17 protein-coding genes are annotated in these 16421 nt (G+C 62.2%); 9 read left to right on the top strand and 8 right to left on the bottom strand.

What is annotated here, in order from left to right; all coding sequences use genetic code 11:
* Positions 1 to 29: 29 nt before the first annotated feature.
* The 4 genes from QCE79_RS02555 to QCE79_RS02540 all read left to right on the top strand — a co-directional run bounded on the left by QCE79_RS02555 (position 30) and on the right by QCE79_RS02540 (position 4438).
* Positions 30 to 236, top strand: coding sequence for a hypothetical protein (locus tag QCE79_RS02555; protein WP_309841612.1), 207 nt, complete (start codon positions 30 to 32; stop codon positions 234 to 236).
* Between the two features lie 78 nt (positions 237 to 314).
* Positions 315 to 1694, top strand: a complete 1380-nt coding sequence (gene dalD, locus QCE79_RS02550) for a D-arabinitol 4-dehydrogenase (protein WP_250525463.1) — start codon at positions 315 to 317, stop codon at positions 1692 to 1694.
* Between the two features lie 108 nt (positions 1695 to 1802).
* Positions 1803 to 3284 carry a xylulokinase gene (gene xylB / locus QCE79_RS02545; protein ID WP_250491870.1) on the top strand — a complete coding sequence of 494 codons (1482 nt, stop codon included), beginning with the start codon at positions 1803 to 1805 and terminating at the stop codon, positions 3282 to 3284.
* A gap of 206 nt (positions 3285 to 3490) precedes the next feature.
* Positions 3491 to 4438, top strand: coding sequence for a sugar-binding transcriptional regulator (locus QCE79_RS02540; protein WP_250491869.1), 948 nt, complete (start codon positions 3491 to 3493; stop codon positions 4436 to 4438).
* A gap of 55 nt (positions 4439 to 4493) precedes the next feature.
* Here the strand turns inward: QCE79_RS02540 and QCE79_RS02535 are convergent, their stop codons facing one another.
* From QCE79_RS02535 to QCE79_RS02510, 6 genes are all read right to left on the bottom strand, one after another.
* Complete coding sequence (locus QCE79_RS02535) at positions 4494 to 5642, bottom strand: ABC transporter ATP-binding protein (RefSeq protein ID WP_244827179.1); 1149 nt, start codon at positions 5640 to 5642, stop codon at positions 4494 to 4496.
* A gap of 48 nt (positions 5643 to 5690) precedes the next feature.
* The gene (locus QCE79_RS02530; protein WP_244827969.1) at positions 5691 to 6359 is read right to left on the bottom strand and encodes an HAD family phosphatase; all 669 of its coding nucleotides are present in this window, start codon (positions 6357 to 6359) and stop codon (positions 5691 to 5693) included.
* Between the two features lie 55 nt (positions 6360 to 6414).
* Entirely contained in the window at positions 6415 to 7266 is an 852-nt protein-coding gene (locus QCE79_RS02525) for a carbohydrate ABC transporter permease (protein ID WP_244827178.1), read from the bottom strand.
* Complete coding sequence (locus QCE79_RS02520) at positions 7263 to 8198, bottom strand: carbohydrate ABC transporter permease (RefSeq protein WP_244827177.1); 936 nt, start codon at positions 8196 to 8198, stop codon at positions 7263 to 7265. The genes QCE79_RS02525 and QCE79_RS02520 overlap by 4 nt, the downstream gene beginning before the upstream one ends.
* A 74-nt stretch (positions 8199 to 8272) precedes the next feature.
* On the bottom strand, positions 8273 to 9634 hold the full coding sequence (locus QCE79_RS02515) for a sugar ABC transporter substrate-binding protein (protein ID WP_250508624.1): 1362 nt from the start codon (positions 9632 to 9634) through the stop codon (positions 8273 to 8275).
* Between the two features lie 198 nt (positions 9635 to 9832).
* Positions 9833 to 10255, bottom strand: coding sequence for a hypothetical protein (locus QCE79_RS02510; RefSeq protein ID WP_250508623.1), 423 nt, complete (start codon positions 10253 to 10255; stop codon positions 9833 to 9835).
* Between QCE79_RS02510 and QCE79_RS02505 the strand changes: the two genes are divergently transcribed.
* From QCE79_RS02505 to QCE79_RS02485, 5 genes are all read left to right on the top strand, one after another.
* The gene (locus tag QCE79_RS02505; RefSeq protein ID WP_309841602.1) at positions 10242 to 10553 is read left to right on the top strand and encodes a hypothetical protein; all 312 of its coding nucleotides are present in this window, start codon (positions 10242 to 10244) and stop codon (positions 10551 to 10553) included. The two genes, QCE79_RS02510 and QCE79_RS02505, sit on opposite strands and share 14 nt — an antisense overlap.
* Before the next feature lie 21 nt (positions 10554 to 10574).
* The gene (locus QCE79_RS02500) at positions 10575 to 11033 is read left to right on the top strand and encodes a Fur family transcriptional regulator (protein WP_244827174.1); all 459 of its coding nucleotides are present in this window, start codon (positions 10575 to 10577) and stop codon (positions 11031 to 11033) included.
* Positions 11034 to 11108: 75 nt separating this feature from the next.
* Positions 11109 to 11990, top strand: a complete 882-nt coding sequence (locus QCE79_RS02495; protein WP_250463379.1) for a metal ABC transporter solute-binding protein — start codon at positions 11109 to 11111, stop codon at positions 11988 to 11990.
* On the top strand, positions 11987 to 12898 hold the full coding sequence (locus QCE79_RS02490) for an ATP-binding cassette domain-containing protein (RefSeq protein WP_309841597.1): 912 nt from the start codon (positions 11987 to 11989) through the stop codon (positions 12896 to 12898). Before QCE79_RS02495 ends, QCE79_RS02490 begins: the two co-directional genes overlap by 4 nt.
* Entirely contained in the window at positions 12891 to 13673 is a 783-nt protein-coding gene (locus QCE79_RS02485; RefSeq protein ID WP_244827172.1) for a metal ABC transporter permease, read from the top strand. Before QCE79_RS02490 ends, QCE79_RS02485 begins: the two co-directional genes overlap by 8 nt.
* Positions 13674 to 13963: 290 nt before the next feature.
* Here the strand turns inward: QCE79_RS02485 and QCE79_RS02480 are convergent, their stop codons facing one another.
* Together QCE79_RS02480 and tssF are read right to left on the bottom strand one after the other, a co-directional pair.
* The gene (locus tag QCE79_RS02480; RefSeq protein WP_404988904.1) at positions 13964 to 14557 is read right to left on the bottom strand and encodes a type VI secretion system baseplate subunit TssG; all 594 of its coding nucleotides are present in this window, start codon (positions 14555 to 14557) and stop codon (positions 13964 to 13966) included.
* The gene (tssF, locus tag QCE79_RS02475; protein WP_309841592.1) at positions 14554 to 16413 is read right to left on the bottom strand and encodes a type VI secretion system baseplate subunit TssF; all 1860 of its coding nucleotides are present in this window, start codon (positions 16411 to 16413) and stop codon (positions 14554 to 14556) included. The genes QCE79_RS02480 and tssF overlap by 4 nt, the downstream gene beginning before the upstream one ends.
* Between the last annotated feature and the right edge of the window lie 8 nt (positions 16414 to 16421).

Here is a 16421-nt window from a genome sequence, read left to right as displayed (position 1 = left end):
TTTCTGTGTGGTTTGCCGCGTCATTGCCTATGGTTGATGCAGACCTTCGTTCAACGCCGGCCATGCTGACTATCCGGGTTATTCCCGATTCGTCCTGTAACGGCGCGCTGGGCTACGTCCGGCGCTTAAGCGCCGCTGCCGCGCGCGGCCGCATGCGGCACCGCGCCTTGACTTTCGCGATGCCCAATACGATCATTCGATCAACCAAAGAGCAAATGCTCACCACGGCTGCGTAAATTGTGAGCGCAAGGCGTCGCAAACGCAAACGGTCGTCCGCGAAGAACGGGCGCACATCCAATCAAAGGAAGCGAGACATGACGAGCGAAAACAATGTGATCCTGCACATCGGCGCGGGGTCTTTTCATCGCGCGCATCAGGCGTGGTACTTGAGCCGGCTGATCGAATCGGGCGATGCGAGCTGGTCGCTCGCCGTGGGCAACATTCGCGGCGACATGAACGCCGTGCTCGATGCGCTCGCCGCGCAAAACGGCGAATACACGCTCGAAACCGTCACGCCGCAAGGCGAGCGCGACTACGAAACGGTGCGCTCCATCCGCCGCGTGATCCCCTGGACCGCCGATCTCGACGGGCTCATCGCGGCGGGCAGCGCGCCCGAATGCAAGATCGTATCGTTCACCGTCACCGAAGGCGGCTATTACCTCGACGAACACGACAAGCTCGAAACCGGCAACGTCGATCTCGCCGCCGACCTGAAAGGCGCGAAGACCACCATCTACGGTGCCATTGCCGCCATTCTCGACGCCCGCATGAAGAACGACGCGGGCAAGCTGTCGCTGCAGAACTGCGACAACCTGCGCAGCAACGGCGACCGCTTCAAGGCGGGCATGCTCGAATTCCTCGAACTGCGCGGCGAAACGAAATTGCGCGACTGGATGATCGCCAACACCTCGTGCCCGAACGCGATGGTCGACCGCATCACGCCGCGTCCGACACCCGATGTCGCGGAGCGCGTGAAAGCCGCGACGGGTTTCGACGACCGCGCGCCGATCATGGGCGAGAAGTTCATTCAGTGGGTGATCGAGGATCACTTCATCGCGGGAAGGCCCGCTTGGGAGAAGGTGGGCGCGGAGATGGTCGAGTCCGTGCTGCCTTACGAAGAGGCGAAGATCCGCATTCTCAACGCGAGTCATAGCTGCATTGCGTGGGCGGGAACGCTCGTCGGCCTGCAGTACATTCACGAAGGCACGCAGGACCTGGAGATTCGCGCTCTCGCCGAAGCCTATGTCACCGACGACGTCATCCCGTGCCTCACGCCTAGCCCGATCGATCTGGCGAAGTATCGCGATGTCGTGCTCGACCGCTTCAGCAATCCGTATATCAAGGACACGAATCAGCGCGTCGCCGCCGATGGCTTCTCGAAGCTGCCGGGCTTTATCGCGCCGACGCTCGCGGAATGTTTCGAGCGCAACGTCGATCCCGACTCGACCGCGATTCTGCCCGCGCTCTTCTTTCGCTTCCTCGAACGCTGGCACGAAGGCAAGCTGCCTTATACCTATCAGGATGGCGTGATGGACCCCGCCGTCGCGCATGGCTATTTCACGGCCGACGATCCGATCAAGGCCTTCGCCGGCGACAAGCTGCTCTGGGGCAGCATGGCGCAGACCGAGAGCCTGGAGCGCGTGCTGCGCGCGGCAATCGGGCGCGTCGATGCGTGGCTCAAGAACCGGCCTTGATTGGCTCGCTTGGGTGTTGTGCTCATGGCGCATTGAGGCGCACGGCGTTACATTAGCGCCTCCGGTTTTCTGCCGGGCTTCGCGCCTGGCTTCGACAAAGGTCCGTTCATGTATTTAGGTATCGACCTCGGCACCTCCGAAGTGAAAGTGCTGCTGCTCGCAAGCGACGGCAGTGTAATCGGCACGGCGGGCACGCCTTTTACGGTGTCGCGCCCGAAACCGCGCTGGTCCGAACAAAATCCGCTCGACTGGTGGGCAGGCACGCGCGCCGCCCTCTTCGCCTTGCGCGACAAGTTTCCGAAAGAGTTCGCGCAAGTGCGCGGCATCGGCCTGTCCGGGCAGATGCATGGCGCGGTGCTGCTCGATTCGAGCGATCGCGTGCTGCGCCCGGCCATCCTCTGGAACGACATGCGCAGCGACAAGGAGTGCGCCGAGCTTTACGAGCGCGCGCCGAATCTGCACGAGATCGCCGGTAATCTGGCGATGCCCGGTTTCACCGCGCCCAAGCTGCTCTGGGTCGCGCACAACGAGCCGGAAATCTTCCGGCAGACGGCTTGCGTGCTGTTGCCGAAGGATTATCTGCGCATGCATCTCACGGGCACGAAAGTGTCCGATCCATCCGATGCCGCCGGCACGCTTTGGCTCGATGTTGCGCGACGCGACTGGTCGGACGAACTGCTCGCCGCGTGCAGCATGACGCGGCAGCAGATGCCGAAGCTCGCCGAGGGCAGCGAGCCTTCGGGCACCTTGCGTCCGGAACTCGCGCGTGAACTCGGCTTGCCCGATGGCGTCATCGTTGCGGCAGGCGGCGGCGACAATGCGGCGAGCGCGGTGGGAATCGGCGCAACCGAACCCGGCGATGGCTTCCTCTCGCTCGGCACGTCGGGCGTGTTGTGCGTGGTGGGCGATCGCTTCAGGCCCAATCCGGCATCGGCGGTGCATGCGTTTTGTCACGCCATTCCGGATCGCTGGCATCAGATGAGCGTGGTGTTGTCGGCGGCGAGTTGCCTGCGCTGGGTATGCAAGCTCACGTCCACCGACGAGCCCACGCTGCTTGCGGAAATCGAGGCGCTGCCCGCCGATGCCTTATCGACCGCGCCTTTGTTCCTGCCGTATCTGAGCGGCGAGCGCACGCCGCACAACGACCCTTACGCGCAGGGCGTGTTCTTCGGCATGACGCACGCCACCGATCGCGCCTTGCTCGGCTATTCGGTGCTGGAAGGCGTGACGCTCGCCCTGACCGATGGTCTCGACGCCTTGCAATCCGCGGGCACGGAAGCGCATGCCTTGTCGCTGCTTGGCGGCGGCGCGCGCAGTGCGTACTGGGGCCAAATGTTCGCCGATGCGCTCGATACGCCCACGCGCACGCACGGCGGCGGCGAGACGGGCGCGGCGCTCGGCGCGGCGCGGCTCGGCTGGCTCGCGGCGGGCGGCGATCCGGCGACGGTGCTGACCAAACCTGCCATCAAGCAAGAGTTCACGCCGAATGCCGAGCGCCACGCGGCGTTGCGCCAGCGGCTCAAGGGCTATCGCGAGCTGTATCAGCACGTGCGGCCGTTGTTCGATCCGGCGCGTCCGCGACTAGCCTGACGCCGAGAGACGTTCGAAAGCCGGCTGTTGCCGTTAAGCGGGCAGCCGGCTGTTTCGTTTTTCAAACGGCATTCATTGGCCGCCTTGCTTGGCCTGAACGCAGCGTTTCGGTCGTGCGGGTAAATATTCGGCGATGGTTTCCGACGATAAACCGCGCCGCGCGCTATAAAAAGAACTACAACTGAAGCAGACTCAATTCAACGACCGTGCCCAAGCCCAACGAAAAACTCGATCTGGCGACGCGCGCCGCGTGGCTCTACTACGTCGCGGGCAATACTCAGAATGAGATCGCCGAAAAACTGCAAATCTCGCGACCTGTCGCGCAGCGGCTCGTCGCCTTCGCGGTCGAAAAGAACCTGATTCGCGTGCGAGTCGATCATCAGATCGCCGATTGCCTTTCGCTTGCGAAGCAACTCAGCGACCGCTACGGACTCGCGATGTGCGAAGTGGTGCCCATCGACGGCGACAGCAACGAGCAAGTGGACCGCAAGCTCGCGGTAGCAGGCGCGCAGGTGATGGAACGCTATCTCGTCGATGAGAAACCGCTCGTCGTCTCCATCAGCAGCGGGCGCACGCTCAAGGCGGTGGTCGCGCAGATCGGGCAACTGGAGCGGCCGCAGCATCGGCTGGTGTCGCTCGTCGGCGCGATTGCGCACGATGGTTCGTCCAATCGCTACGACGTCGCGCAGCAGCTCTCCGAAAAGACCGGCGGCAAGCACTTCATGCTGCCCGCGCCGCTCATGGCCGATAGCGAAGCCGAGCGCGCGCAATGGTGCAATCACCGTCTTTATCGGATCGTGGATGCGCTCGCGCAGAAAGCGGACGTGGCTTTCGTCGGCATCGGCAATGTGGGCATCAATTGTCCGCTGCACGAGGACGGGTTCATCTCGAACGCCGAAGTCCACGAGTTGATGAAAGCGGGCGCGGTGGCGGAACTGCTCGGCCTGCCGATCGATGCGAACGGAGCGCGCGTCGATTCGAAAACCGGCGCGCGCGCGACGAGCCTCAGGATCGATTCGCCGCCGAAACGGCCGACCATCGGCTTTGCCGGCGGCGAGCGCAAGCGCGCGGCGCTGGTCGCGGCGTTGAAGGGGAAGTGGTTGTCGGGATTGGTGACAGATGAGCTTTGCGCGCGCGCGGCGCTGGCGGCTTGAATCGCTCGTCCCATGACGCCGGCGTCCACGCGAGACACCGGCGCCACTGCGGAGATCAAGCCCGCGCCACGCTCGGCACAGCCAATTCCGGATGCTCCACGAGATAAGCTTCCACCACGTGCCGCCTGAACGCGATGCCGTCCGCGTTGAACAAATGGCAGTGTTCCGGCGACGCGCCCACCTTCAGCTTCTCGCCCCGCGTGTGCTTCTCCAAGGGCGGAATCCGCGAGATCAAGCCGTCCGGCGCCACCGATGTCTCCGCATACAGATAAGCCGCGTCGCCGAGCGTTTCCACGGTCATCGTCGAAGCGGACACGCCGTATTCCGAAACGTTCGGCTGTAACGCTTCCGGACGAATGCCGATAGTCACCGCATCGCCGGGCTTGGCATTGCCTGGCAGCACGCCGGCCAGTTGCGTCTCGCCGGTGGAATACTTCACGAGCACGCCATCGTCCTGAATGCGCTCGACCGTGCCCGAGAGAAAGTTCATCTTCGGCGAGCCGATAAAACCCGCCACGAACTTGTTGGCCGGCGCGTGATACAGCGTGTTGGGCGTGCCGACCTGCTCGATATTGCCCGCCGAGAGCACCACGATCTTGTCCGCCAGCGTCATTGCTTCGACCTGATCGTGAGTCACGTAGATCATCGTCGTCTTGAGATCGTCGTGCAGGCGCGCGAATTCCAGGCGCATCTTCACGCGCAACGCGGCGTCGAGATTGGAAAGCGGTTCGTCGAAGAGAAACACTTTCGGCTTGCGCGTGATCGCGCGGCCAATTGCCACGCGCTGGCGCTGTCCGCCCGACAACTGCTTCGGCTTGCGGTCCAGCAAGTGATCGATATGCAAAATCTTCGCGGCGTTCTTCACGGCCGCATCGATCGCGGGCTTCTTCTCGCCCGCGAGCTTGAGTCCGAACGCCATGTTGTCGTAGAGCGTCATGTGCGGATAAAGCGCGTACGACTGAAACACCATCGCAATGCCGCGCTTCGCGGGCGGCAACTCGTTCACGCGCACGCCGTCGATCGACAGATCGCCGCCGCTGATCTCCTCCAGCCCCGCGATCATGCGCATCAGCGTGGACTTGCCACAGCCCGACGGTCCGACGAACACGACGAACTCGCCGTCGTTGATATCGAGGTTGACGCTCTTCATCACCTCGGTGTCTTCATATCGCTTGTTGATGTTACGCAGTGTCAGACTAGCCATGATCCGTCTCCATGTTTCTTTGTTTGCGACGCTTAGCCGAGCCTCTTTTCAAGGCGTCTCGAAGGTCGCATGCTGCAGCCATTGTTCGACGAGTGCGGGCAAGCGCGCCATGTCGTCGAAGACGACTTCCGCGCCCGCGCGCTTCAACGCGCCGATCTGTCCTTCCGTCGCATGTCCTCCGCCGATGAACCCCAGCACCTGCATGCCTGCCGCGCGCGCCGCCGTCACGCCGGTCACGCTGTCCTCCACCACGAGGCAGCGCAACGGGTCGACCTTCAACGCGCGCGCCGCCGCTAAATACACGTCGGGCGCAGGCTTCGGGTTCGCCACCATGTCCGCCGTGAAGCGCCTGTCGCCGAAAAATTGCACGAGGCCCGTGCGATTCAGGACGGTATCCACGTAAGCCGCGAAGCTGTTGCTCGCGCATGCCTTGGTGAGCGGCACGGCCGCAAGCGCCTCGGCGATGCCCGCGACCGGCGGCGCTTCTACCGCCGCCGCTTCGACCGCGCGGCGGATCGACATGATCTGATCCTGCGTGAGCGTGCGGTTCACGGTGTCCGCCGCGCTCGCGAGCACGGCTTCGATGCGCAAGCCGAGCAGCGGCATCACCACGGGTTCGATATCGACGCCTGGCCACAGCGTCTGCAATTCCGTGACGAGCATGCGCGCCGCCACGGCTTCGCTGTCGATGAGCACGCCGTCGCAGTCGCAGATCATCAGTCGATCTGCGAGCGCGGCTTCTCTGGAAGGTGTCAGGTTCACTGGGTACGCCTCACTTCACCGCGCCGAAGGTCAGGCCGCGCACCAGTTGCTTCTGCGAGAGCCAGCCGACGATGAGAATCGGCGCGACGGCAAGCAGCGACGCCGCCGAAAGCTTGGCCCAGAACAAGCCTTCCGGACTCGAATACGACGCGATGAACACGGTAAGCGGCGCCGCGTTCGAGCTCGACAGGTTGATGCTCCAGAACGCCTCGTTCCAAGAGAGGATCACGAGCAGGAGACCGGTCGATGCCAGTCCCGGCAGCGACATCGGCATGAGCAGATAGACGATCTCCTGCCACGTCGTCGCGCCGTCTATGCGTCCCGCTTCGAGAATGTCGCGCGGCACTTCGTTGAAGTAAGTGAACGCCATCCACACGGCAATCGGCAAATTGATCAGCGTGTAGACGATGATGAGACCCGACACCGTATCGAGCAGGCCCGTGTTCTTCCACAACAGATAGATCGGCACCAGCACGCCGACCGACGGCATCATCTTCGTGGAGAGCATCCACAGCAGCACTTTCTGCGTCTTCTTCGTGGGGAAGAAGGCCATCGCGTAGGCGCAGGGCACGGCGAGCAACAGGCAGATCACCGTGACGCCCAGCGAGATCAGCACCGAGTTGAGCGCGAAGCCCCAGTAGTTGCTTCGCGCAAAGACCTCGCGGAAGCTGTCGAGCGTCGGCGTGAAGAAAAGCGACGACGAGTATGCCTGCTGCTCGGTCTTGAACGCGGTGATCGTCATCCAGAAGATCGGGAAGAACAACAGGATCGAAACGATCCACGCCACGATGCCGGGCACGATGCGCTTCACATGTTCGAACACGGGCACGGGCGGCCTGGTGGAAACCGGTTGAGTGCTCATGACTCGTACTCCCCTTTGAGGTTCTTCGCAAGCATTCTCACGAGGAAGAACGCAACCACGTTCGCGAGGATTACCGCGAGGATGCCGCCCGCCGATGCGAGACCGACATCGAACTGCTGCAGACCGAGCGCATAGATGAGATACGACAGGTTGGTGGTCGCGGTGCCCGGACCGCCGCCGGTGGTCGTATAGATTTCAGCGAAAATCGACAGCAGGAAGATGGTTTCCATCATCACGACGACGGCGATTGCGCGACGCAAGTGCGGCAGCGTGATGAAGAAGAACATGGCGAACGGACCCGCGCCGTCGATGCGCGCCGCTTCCTTCTGCTCCTGATCGAGCGACTGGATCGCCGTGAAGAGAATCAGGAACGCGAACGGCAGCCATTGCCACGACACGATCATGATGACCGCGAAGAGCGGATAGTCTGCGAACCAGTCGATCGGCTGCATGCCCATGGAACGCATCAGCGAGGCGACCAGGCCATACACCGGGTGCAGGATCATGTTCTTCCAGATCAGCGCGGACACCGTCGGCATGACGAAGAACGGCGCAATCACCAGAAGCCGCGCAATGCCCTGCCCGATGAATTTGCGGTCGAACAGCACGGCGAGCAGCACGCCGCCGATCACCGTGATGCCGAGCGTCGAGCCGATCAGGGTCAGCGTATGGCCAATGGACGGGCCGAACGCCGGGTCGGTGGCGAGGAACTCGTAGTTATCGAAGCCCGCGAAACCCTTTACATCGGGATTGAGCAGGTTGTAGCGCGAGAACGAAAACCAGATCGTCATCGCGAGCGGGATCGCCATCCACAAGAACAGGAGACCGGTCGAGGGCGTGATCAGCCAGCGCACCGACTTCGCGCGCTTCTTGTCGCGCTCGGCCGCGGACTCCTGGTAGTGGTCGGAGATAGGGGGATTCAGTTGACTCATCGTGACACCTCTCGATGATTGACCGGCCGCGCATCTTCGGAGGGCGAAGACGCGCGGCCTGCGAACTACGTGACTTACTTCTGATAGCCCGCCTGTTTCACTGCGCGATCGGCTGCCGCGTTGGCGGCCTTGAGCGCGCTATCGACGCTGCCCTGATTCGCGACGACGCCGGCGATCGACTGACCGACTACCGTGCCGAACGACTGGAACTCGGGGATGCCCACGAACTGGATGCCGCTATACGGCACCTTCTTGAGCGACGCATCGTTCGGATTGGCGCTTTCGATCGCCGCCAGCACGAAGTCGCCGAACGGCGCGGCCTGTTTGTACTCGGGGCGCGCGTAGGTGGACTTGCGCGTGCCCGGCGGCACCGAGGCCCAGCCCTCGTCCTTGCCGACCATTTCTATATATTCCTTCGACGTGGCCCACGCGGCGAACTTCTTCGCGGCGTCCTGCTGCTTCGACGTCTTCGGGATCGCGAGCGACCACGACCACAGCCAGTGCGAGCCCTTCGGCGTCACGGCGATCGGCGCGGCGGCAAAGCCGATCTTGTCCGAGACCTGCGACTGCGCCTTGTTGTAGAGCATGCCGGCGGCAACCGTCGCGTCGATCCACATTGCGCACTTGCCCGAGGACATCAGCGTGAGGTTTTCGTTGAAGCCGTTGGAGCTTGCTCCCGGAGGGCCGTCGGCCTTGAGCAAGTCCGCATAGAACGACACGGCCTTGTGCCATTCGGGCGAATCGAGCTGCGCCTTCCATTGTTCGTCGAACCAGCGGCCGCCGAAGGTATTCACCACCGTCGAAACGAAGGCCATGTTCTCGCCCCAGCCTGCCTTGCCGCGCAGGCAGATGCCGTATTGGCCCTTGGCCTTGTCGGTCAGCTTGTCGGCGAATTGCTTGATCTGATCGTAGGTCGGCTGATCGGGCATCTTGAGGCCGGCCGCGTCGAACAGATCCTTACGGTAATAGGTCATCGAGCTTTCGACGTAGAACGGCAGCGCATAGAGCTGGCCGTTGTACGAGAGACCGTCGCGGGCGGTTTTCACCACGTCGTCGAGATCGTAGTTCGCGGGCAGATTGGCCATCGGCGTGAGCCAGCCACGCTTGCCCCACTGCGGCGCTTCGTACGTGCCGATGGTGAGCACGTCGAACTGGCCGCTGTTGGTCGTGATGTCGGTGGTGGCGCGCTGACGCAGCACGTTTTCTTCGAGAATCACCCACTTCAGCTGGATGTCCGGATTGGCCTTCTCGAACGCGGGCGAGAGCTTTTTCAGCTCGATCATGTCCGGGTTGTTGAGCGTGGCCACCGTGATGGTGGTCGCTGCTTGCGCAGGCGGCACGAAGGCCGCGCTTGCCGCGATGAGCGATGCGACGACGCCGGTCACGGCAAGCTGTGCACGCGGCTCTGCCCGAACGATAGTGTGGATGCGTTTCATTGTGGTGCGTCTCCTTTTTTGTTGGCATGGGCGCCATGCGGGAAACAGGCCGTGCGGCGATGTCTTCGATGCCGTCGGTGCCTGTCTCGCAAGCGCCGGTGTGCCGCTGCCTGCTGCCTCAGGGATGCGCGATGGATATCGCGTGGATTCCGGTTTTGCTTCGGGTTTTCTTTTGAATCTTCGCTGCGGTATCGCCTCTTACCTTTCGCTGCCTTCTTTGGTCTTGCGCCCTACCCTTGCGTGCTTATCGTGCCGTTTCACTATAGACGGTGCGCCTCGCGCTGCAAGGGCCGTCAACTCGTCCGCTTGCCGCTTTTCGACGCTGAGCTCGCGGGCCATGATGTCGTTGACCGCGAAGACATGGCCGTGGATTTCCCGCGATTTGCCGAGGATTGGGTGCATGTCGATGAGCGCCGCGTGACTGAAGGGAATGTCGATACCGCCGGAACGCTCGACGGTCTTGGCGACGATGCGCTCGAACACATGCACGCGTTCGCCAGCGTCTTCGGAGCGCCGACGGAGTTCACTCTCGTCATCGACCACGAGCTTCGCGCCTTCTTCAAGAAAAGACCGCGCCACCGCTTCGCCAATACCACTCGTGGCAACCGTGATGATCGCCACCTTGTCGCTCAATCTCACCGACATCTCCGAGATTTTTGTTTGGTTCGAAGTGAACGAACGCTCTGGCTTCGATCAATTGCTCTTTGTGTGGTCGAATGATCGGCGTTGTGTAGAGAAGTGTCAAGGCGGGAAAACCAGTTTCGATGGTGCGACGCGCAATTGCGTCCGCGGCGGAAAGCCGCGCCAGTCGCTGCTTCGAGCAACGGTCGTTCCTAAAGGTGCACTCGACGCTGATACGTTATATCATCTCGGAATTCTCCGATTCGGCATTCGACATGAACGCCGTGTCATGCATTAAACCCGGACACCGAGCCTCAACATGACCGCATCCGTCGAAACCATGCTTGCTCGCGCGGAAGCGCTGGCCATCGAGCGCGGCGTCGCGCTCACACCCTTGCGCCGGCACGTGTACGAACTCGTGCTGAAGGCGCATAAGCCGATCGGCGCCTACGACCTCATCGACGCAATGGAGCCGAAGCGCGGCGCGCGCGTGCCGCCCACCACTGTTTATCGCGCGCTCGACTTCCTGGTCGAGAACGGCTTCGTGCATCGCATCGAATCGAAGAACGCGTTCGTCGCCTGCTGCGATGCCGGCAAGCCGCACGAAAGCCAGTTCCTTATCTGCGACGACTGCGGCAACACGCTCGAAATACAGGGCCGCGATCTGGCTTCGTCGCTTTCGGCCACGCCGCCTGCGCATGGCTTCGAAGTGCGGCATCAGGTCGTCGAATTGAGCGGACTGTGCAGCGATTGCCAGAAGAAGCACCGCCACGCCTGAGCGCACGTCGTTCGAGCCACGAACCTTGCCCTGCCGCACCGCGCCGGCACGCCCTTCAACGACTCAAGGAACCCGATGAAACTCGCGCATGTCCTCACTTGCCTCGTCGCCGCATTCGGCTTTTGCCAGGGAGCTTTCGCGCAAGCCACGCGCGTGCCCGTCGTGGCGGCTGAAAACTTCTATGGCGATGTGATCCGCCAGCTCGGCGGCGATCACGTGCAGGTGACGAGCATCCTCAGCAATCCGGATGAAGATCCGCATCTCTTCGAAGCCAGCCCGAAGACCGCGCGTGCGCTTCAGCACGCGGCGCTGGTCGTCTACAACGGCGCGGACTACGATCCATGGATGGACAAACTGCTCGCGGCATCGAGAAAGAACGACACGCGCACGATAATCGTCGCGGCGCAGCTCGTCGGCAAGAAGTCCGGCGACAATCCGCATCTCTGGTACGACCCGGCGACCATGCCCGCCGTCGCTAAAGCGGTGAGCCAGTATCTCGTAAGCGCGGACCCGTCCCACAAGAGCGATTACGACGCGCGCCTCGCGACCTTCCTGAATTCGCTCAAGCCGATCGATGCCAGCGTCGCGCAATTGCGCGCACACTTCAAAGGCGTGCCGGTGACGGCCACCGAGCCGGTGTTCGGCTATATGGCCGATGCCATCGGCTTCGAGATGCGCAATCAGCGCTTCCAGATGGCCGAGATGAACGAGACCGAGCCGAGTCCCGCCGATATCGCCGCTTTCGAAAAAGACCTGAGCGAGCGGCGCGTGCACGTGCTCATCTACAACAGCCAGGCGACGGGCGCGCTCACGAAACGCCTGCTCAACGTGGCGAAGGACGCGCATTTGCCTAGCGTCAGCGTGACGGAGACGTTGCCTGCCAACAAGACCTATCAGCAATGGATGCTGGGTCAGCTCGATTCGTTATCGGGCGCCTTGCAAGGATGGCAAAGATGAGCGTTCACTCGGGACCCGCGCTCGAAGTCGATCGCGTGACGCTGGAACTCGGCGGCCGCACGATCCTCGACGACGCAAGTTTCACCGTCCACACGGGCGAATTCATCGGCGTGCTCGGGCCGAACGGCGCGGGCAAGACCACGCTCATGCGCGCGCTGCTCGGCCTCGTGCCGCTCGCCGGCGGATCGATTCGCGTGAACGGCGCGGCGGTGGTGCGCGGCAATCCGACCATTGGCTATATGCCGCAGATTCGCAGCGGGCTTGCGGGCCGGCGAGTGTTGGGCCGCGATTTCGTCGCGATGGCGGCGGACGGACATCACTGGGGCGTGCCGCATCGCAATGCCCGCATTCGCGCGGATGTCGAGCGCGTGCTCGATCTCGTCGGCGCGGTGCAGCTCGCCGGGCGGCCGCTGTCCGAGTTGTCGGGAGGCGAGCGGCAGCGCTTGCTGCTTGCGCAATGTCTGCTCGGCGATCCGCGCCTTCTCTTGCTCGATGAACCGCTCATCAGTCTGGACCCGCGGCATCAGACGGGCGTGGTCGAACTCGTGCGGCGTGTGCAGCGCGAATTGAACATCACCGTGTTGTTCTCGGCGCATGAACTCAATCCGCTGCTCAACTCGCTCGACCGCGTGCTGTATCTCGGCAATGGACGCGCGGCGCTCGGCACGGTCGATGAAGTCATCTCGAAGCCGGTGTTGTCGAAGCTGTATGGCTCGCCGATCGACGTGATGCGCGTGAACGGCCGCATCTTCGTGATGTCGGGCGATGTGGAGATCGACAAGCTCGATCACGCGCACGAAGAAGGCGACGAACATGCTCATGGGCACGAGCATGAGCACGATCACGGTCATGGCCACGCGCATGCGCACGGTCACGACACGAAGGGAAAGCATACGCACAATGTTTGAATACGACTTCATGGTCAACGCATTCGCGGCGTCGGGGATCGTCGCGGTGCTGTCGGGGATCGTCGGCTATTTTCTGGTGCTGCGCGGGCAGACGTTCGCGGGTCACGCGTTGTCGCATGTCGGCTTCACGGGCGCAACGGGCGCCGTGTTGATCGGCCTGCCGCCGCTTTGGGGGATGATTGGCGTCACACTTGCGGCGGGCGTCGGCATGGGCGCGCTCGGCGAGAAGCTCGCGGGACGTGACGTGGCGATTGGCGTGATTTTGTCGCTATCGCTTGGCTTCGGTTTGTTGTTTCTGCACTTCTTCACGGCTTATGCGACGCAGGCTACGGCTCTCTTGTTCGGCAATGTGCTGGGCGTGAGTCATAGCGTGTTGATCGTGCTGGCGGGGCTTGCGGTCGTGAGTCTGGGCGCGTTGGCGGTGATCATGCGGCCGCTGTTGTTTGCTTCGCTGCAGCCGGAGTTGGCGGAGGCGAAAGGGGTTTCGCTGCGGCTCGTGTCGACGTTGTTTCTTGCGATTACCGCGTTGGCGGTGGCGGCTTGTACGCAGATCGTCGGAGTATTGCTCGTTTTTGCGTTGATGGTCGGGCCGGCTGCCGCTGCGCAGAATTTGACGACGCGGTTGTCGTCGGGGTTGGTGTTGGCTGGTCTTTTTGCGCTCGCGCAGGCTTGGGTGGGATTGACGCTTGCCTATTATACGGATTGGCCTACCAGTTTCTGGATTACGATGCTCGCGGCTTTGGTTTATGGAGTTAGTTTGTTGAGGAAGGGTTGAAAAGGTTTTTTGCTGCTTTTGCGGGCGCGGTGGGTTTGGGTTTTGTCGTTGTCTTGCGTTTTGGTTTAGTAGCCGTCTCCGGTCGGGGGTAGCTTTCTTTGCCGCTGCAAAAAAGTTACCAAGGAAAGCAGCTTCCATCCGCTTAGCGGGTTGCATTCTTTATTCGGCGCGGTTGAGAAGTTGGGCCGCTCTCTTGCGTTTTTGTTCAGTAGCCGCCTGCCCGGCGGAGGGGGTTACTTTCTTTGCAAAGCAAAGACGGGTTTGAGGCTGAACCCCTCATGGATAGGGATTTACAAGGAAAGTCCGGCTTTTTCCGTCCAACACCGTCGCTCACCGGCGCGCGCGGGCTTGTTGCCCCAACCGAAACCGGCAAGACAGAGCAGGTTTTGCGAATGGGTATCGGCTCCGCCGTAACGGAAGGTTTCGGTATAGCGATACTTCTTCCATGTGCGATACAGCAGCGTCACGAATCGGTGATGGAACTGATCGAGGAACGCTTCGACCGCTTCGTGTCCTTCTTCGCGTTGCGCGATATCGTCGAGGTAATGGCTCGGCATCGCGGCATCGACACCGTACAGACCCATGAAAGTCGTGCGAACGACGGGCGGCAATGGAACAGCGTACGGGCCATCGCTAGAGTCATCGAGTTCGACACGCGCGATCTCGCCCGCAGGGAAACCCATGCGGGGATGCGAGCCAAAGCGCACCGGCTCATGCTCGTGCGTGTCTCGCTCGCCAAAGCCAAAGCCGTTTGCCATCTCGGGGTGGTTTGCTTCAAGCGATCGGTACAGTTGCATGAAGCTCATCGCCGGCGCATGTGCGAGCAAAGCCGCGATAAGCGGTTCGATCGACTGTTGCATATCGGGCAGATCGCGCGGTTTCATAGTGGCGAGCGCCACGTCTTGCCGCGCGGCCATTCGACGCGCTTCTGCGTCGGCAGACTGATGACCTCGAGCTTCGTGAACAGGTTGATCTCCGCGTAAAGCTCGAAGAACCGATGCAGCAGTTCGCCGAACAACATCACATCGCCGTCACCCGAGAACGCCTGCGAATCGATCGTCACTTCGATCGACACGCCACGCTCTACGGCCCCGCCCGACACCTCTTCGAGCAGCGTCTCCGATACCCACAGAATGCCCGCCAGCCGCCTGCGATTGAGTTCGTCATTGGTCCAGTCGTAAAGCGCCAGCGCACCGCGCAACACTTCGGCATTCATCATCGACAGGAAGTTGGGCGCGAGGTGTGACAGCACGCGCCACTGGAAGCGATCGCCGGTCGGCGGGTACAGCGGCATCGTCGGCGCGACGAGGTTTCTCACGCCGACAAGCTCTGCTGCGCCGCCCACCATTTCGTCGATGCGTGCTTCACGCAGGCCCTTGCGCGGCAACAGGCCATTCGTGCCGGTCACGCGCAGTGACACGCTTTCTTCCGGCAAGTCCTCCATCGACTCCCATGCGTTGCCGCCGAAGATCAGCCACGTCTCATGCAGGCCGTCCATGCCGGGGCGCACGCGCGTATGGAAATAGCGCTCGGGCGACTCGTGCCGCATCATGCCGCCGCGATGACGGAAGGTCGAGAACGGCACGTATTCGAAACTTTGCGCTGTGACGTGATCGAAGCCGACCACGCCATCGACGGAATAGGTTTCGATGTGCTCGCCCTGATGGCTCGCCGGAATTACGCGGTATTCCGTTTCATGATGGTCGATCACGAGCGGTTCGGCGTCCAGTTCGAACAGATTGATGACCGGCGTGCAGAACAGCCGCACGTTGTCTTTGCTGAAGCGCATGTCGTGCGGATAGGTTTCTTTCAGCACGATGTCCAGTTCGAAATGCGTGGAGCGTTCCGGCAGCTCGTTCACGTCGAGACCGCAGATATCGACGAACAGGAATTTTTCGCGGAACGTGAAGTATTCGAGCAGCAGTTGATAGCCCGCGAACGCCGCGTCGGACTTGGGCCAAAGGCGTTCTTCGGGCGAGAAGCCAGCCGGTTCGATCGTCACGCCATCGAGCGGTAGAGCTTCGCCATCGCGCACTTCAGGGATACGCCAGTCGATCGCATGCACGTGTCGCGTGAGCGCGAGGTGCATGGCGAACGCGACGGCCTGATCGGCGCTCAGGTGCAGGCGCAGGCGCGAGAGGTCGGTTTCGTTGCGCTTGGCGGCGGCATCGAGTCTGAAGGCAAGCCGGATGATCGAGCGGCCATCGTGACGCACGCCCGGTCCCGCCTGCTCCAGACGCACGGGGTGCAAGTCCACCGGCTGCGTCGTGCGATACAGGCATTGGACGTTCTTCTGCGTAATACCGTCCGATGCGTCTCGGGTCACCGGAATCGGTTTGGATCGGACCGTTACGCCTGCGGGCACTTGTTCGGTGCGCTCGTGTTTCTCCATACGCGGGATCAATTCGACGATCGACAGCGACGGGATCATGCGCAGGTAATGCGGCCATAGCAGGCTCACGAGTCCTTCGGTCAGTTCGGGGAGTTCGTCGTCGAGTTTCTGCTGCAAGCGGCCGGTGAGGAACGCGAAGCCTTCGTATAAGCGTTCGACGTACGGATCGCGGTCACCGACGCGATCGAGATTGAGCATGCGGGCGCGGTCGGGATGAGCGCGCGCGAACTCGCGGCCCGACTCGCGCAGATAGCGCATCTCGGCTTCGTAGTAGCGCAGAACTGGGTCCTGATCCTGGCGAGATGGCGGGAAGTCGGGTTCGATGCCGCTGGTGGTGTCGTGCTTCATTCTGTTCA

It is taken from the genome of Caballeronia sp. LZ003 (assembly GCF_031451465.1).
GTDB lineage: Bacteria > Pseudomonadota > Gammaproteobacteria > Burkholderiales > Burkholderiaceae > Caballeronia.
Note: the sequence above shows the minus strand (reverse complement) of the source record. Positions and strands in the feature narration are given on the sequence as shown.

Coding starts and splice junctions, on each gene's coding strand:
- QCE79_RS02555 (WP_309841612.1), top strand. CDS start 30: ATGGTTGATGCAGACCTTCGTTCAACGCCGGCCATGCTGACTATCCGG.
- dalD (WP_250525463.1), top strand. CDS start 315: ATGACGAGCGAAAACAATGTGATCCTGCACATCGGCGCGGGGTCTTTT.
- xylB (WP_250491870.1), top strand. CDS start 1,803: ATGTATTTAGGTATCGACCTCGGCACCTCCGAAGTGAAAGTGCTGCTG.
- QCE79_RS02535 (WP_244827179.1), bottom strand. CDS start 5,642: ATGGCTAGTCTGACACTGCGTAACATCAACAAGCGATATGAAGACACC.
- QCE79_RS02530 (WP_244827969.1), bottom strand. CDS start 6,359: ATGATCTGCGACTGCGACGGCGTGCTCATCGACAGCGAAGCCGTGGCG.
- QCE79_RS02525 (WP_244827178.1), bottom strand. CDS start 7,266: ATGAGCACTCAACCGGTTTCCACCAGGCCGCCCGTGCCCGTGTTCGAA.
- QCE79_RS02520 (WP_244827177.1), bottom strand. CDS start 8,198: ATGAGTCAACTGAATCCCCCTATCTCCGACCACTACCAGGAGTCCGCG.
- QCE79_RS02515 (WP_250508624.1), bottom strand. CDS start 9,634: ATGAAACGCATCCACACTATCGTTCGGGCAGAGCCGCGTGCACAGCTT.
- QCE79_RS02500 (WP_244827174.1), top strand. CDS start 10,575: ATGACCGCATCCGTCGAAACCATGCTTGCTCGCGCGGAAGCGCTGGCC.
- QCE79_RS02495 (WP_250463379.1), top strand. CDS start 11,109: ATGAAACTCGCGCATGTCCTCACTTGCCTCGTCGCCGCATTCGGCTTT.
- QCE79_RS02490 (WP_309841597.1), top strand. CDS start 11,987: ATGAGCGTTCACTCGGGACCCGCGCTCGAAGTCGATCGCGTGACGCTG.
- QCE79_RS02485 (WP_244827172.1), top strand. CDS start 12,891: ATGTTTGAATACGACTTCATGGTCAACGCATTCGCGGCGTCGGGGATC.
- QCE79_RS02480 (WP_404988904.1), bottom strand. CDS start 14,557: ATGAAACCGCGCGATCTGCCCGATATGCAACAGTCGATCGAACCGCTT.
- tssF (WP_309841592.1), bottom strand. CDS start 16,413: ATGAAGCACGACACCACCAGCGGCATCGAACCCGACTTCCCGCCATCT.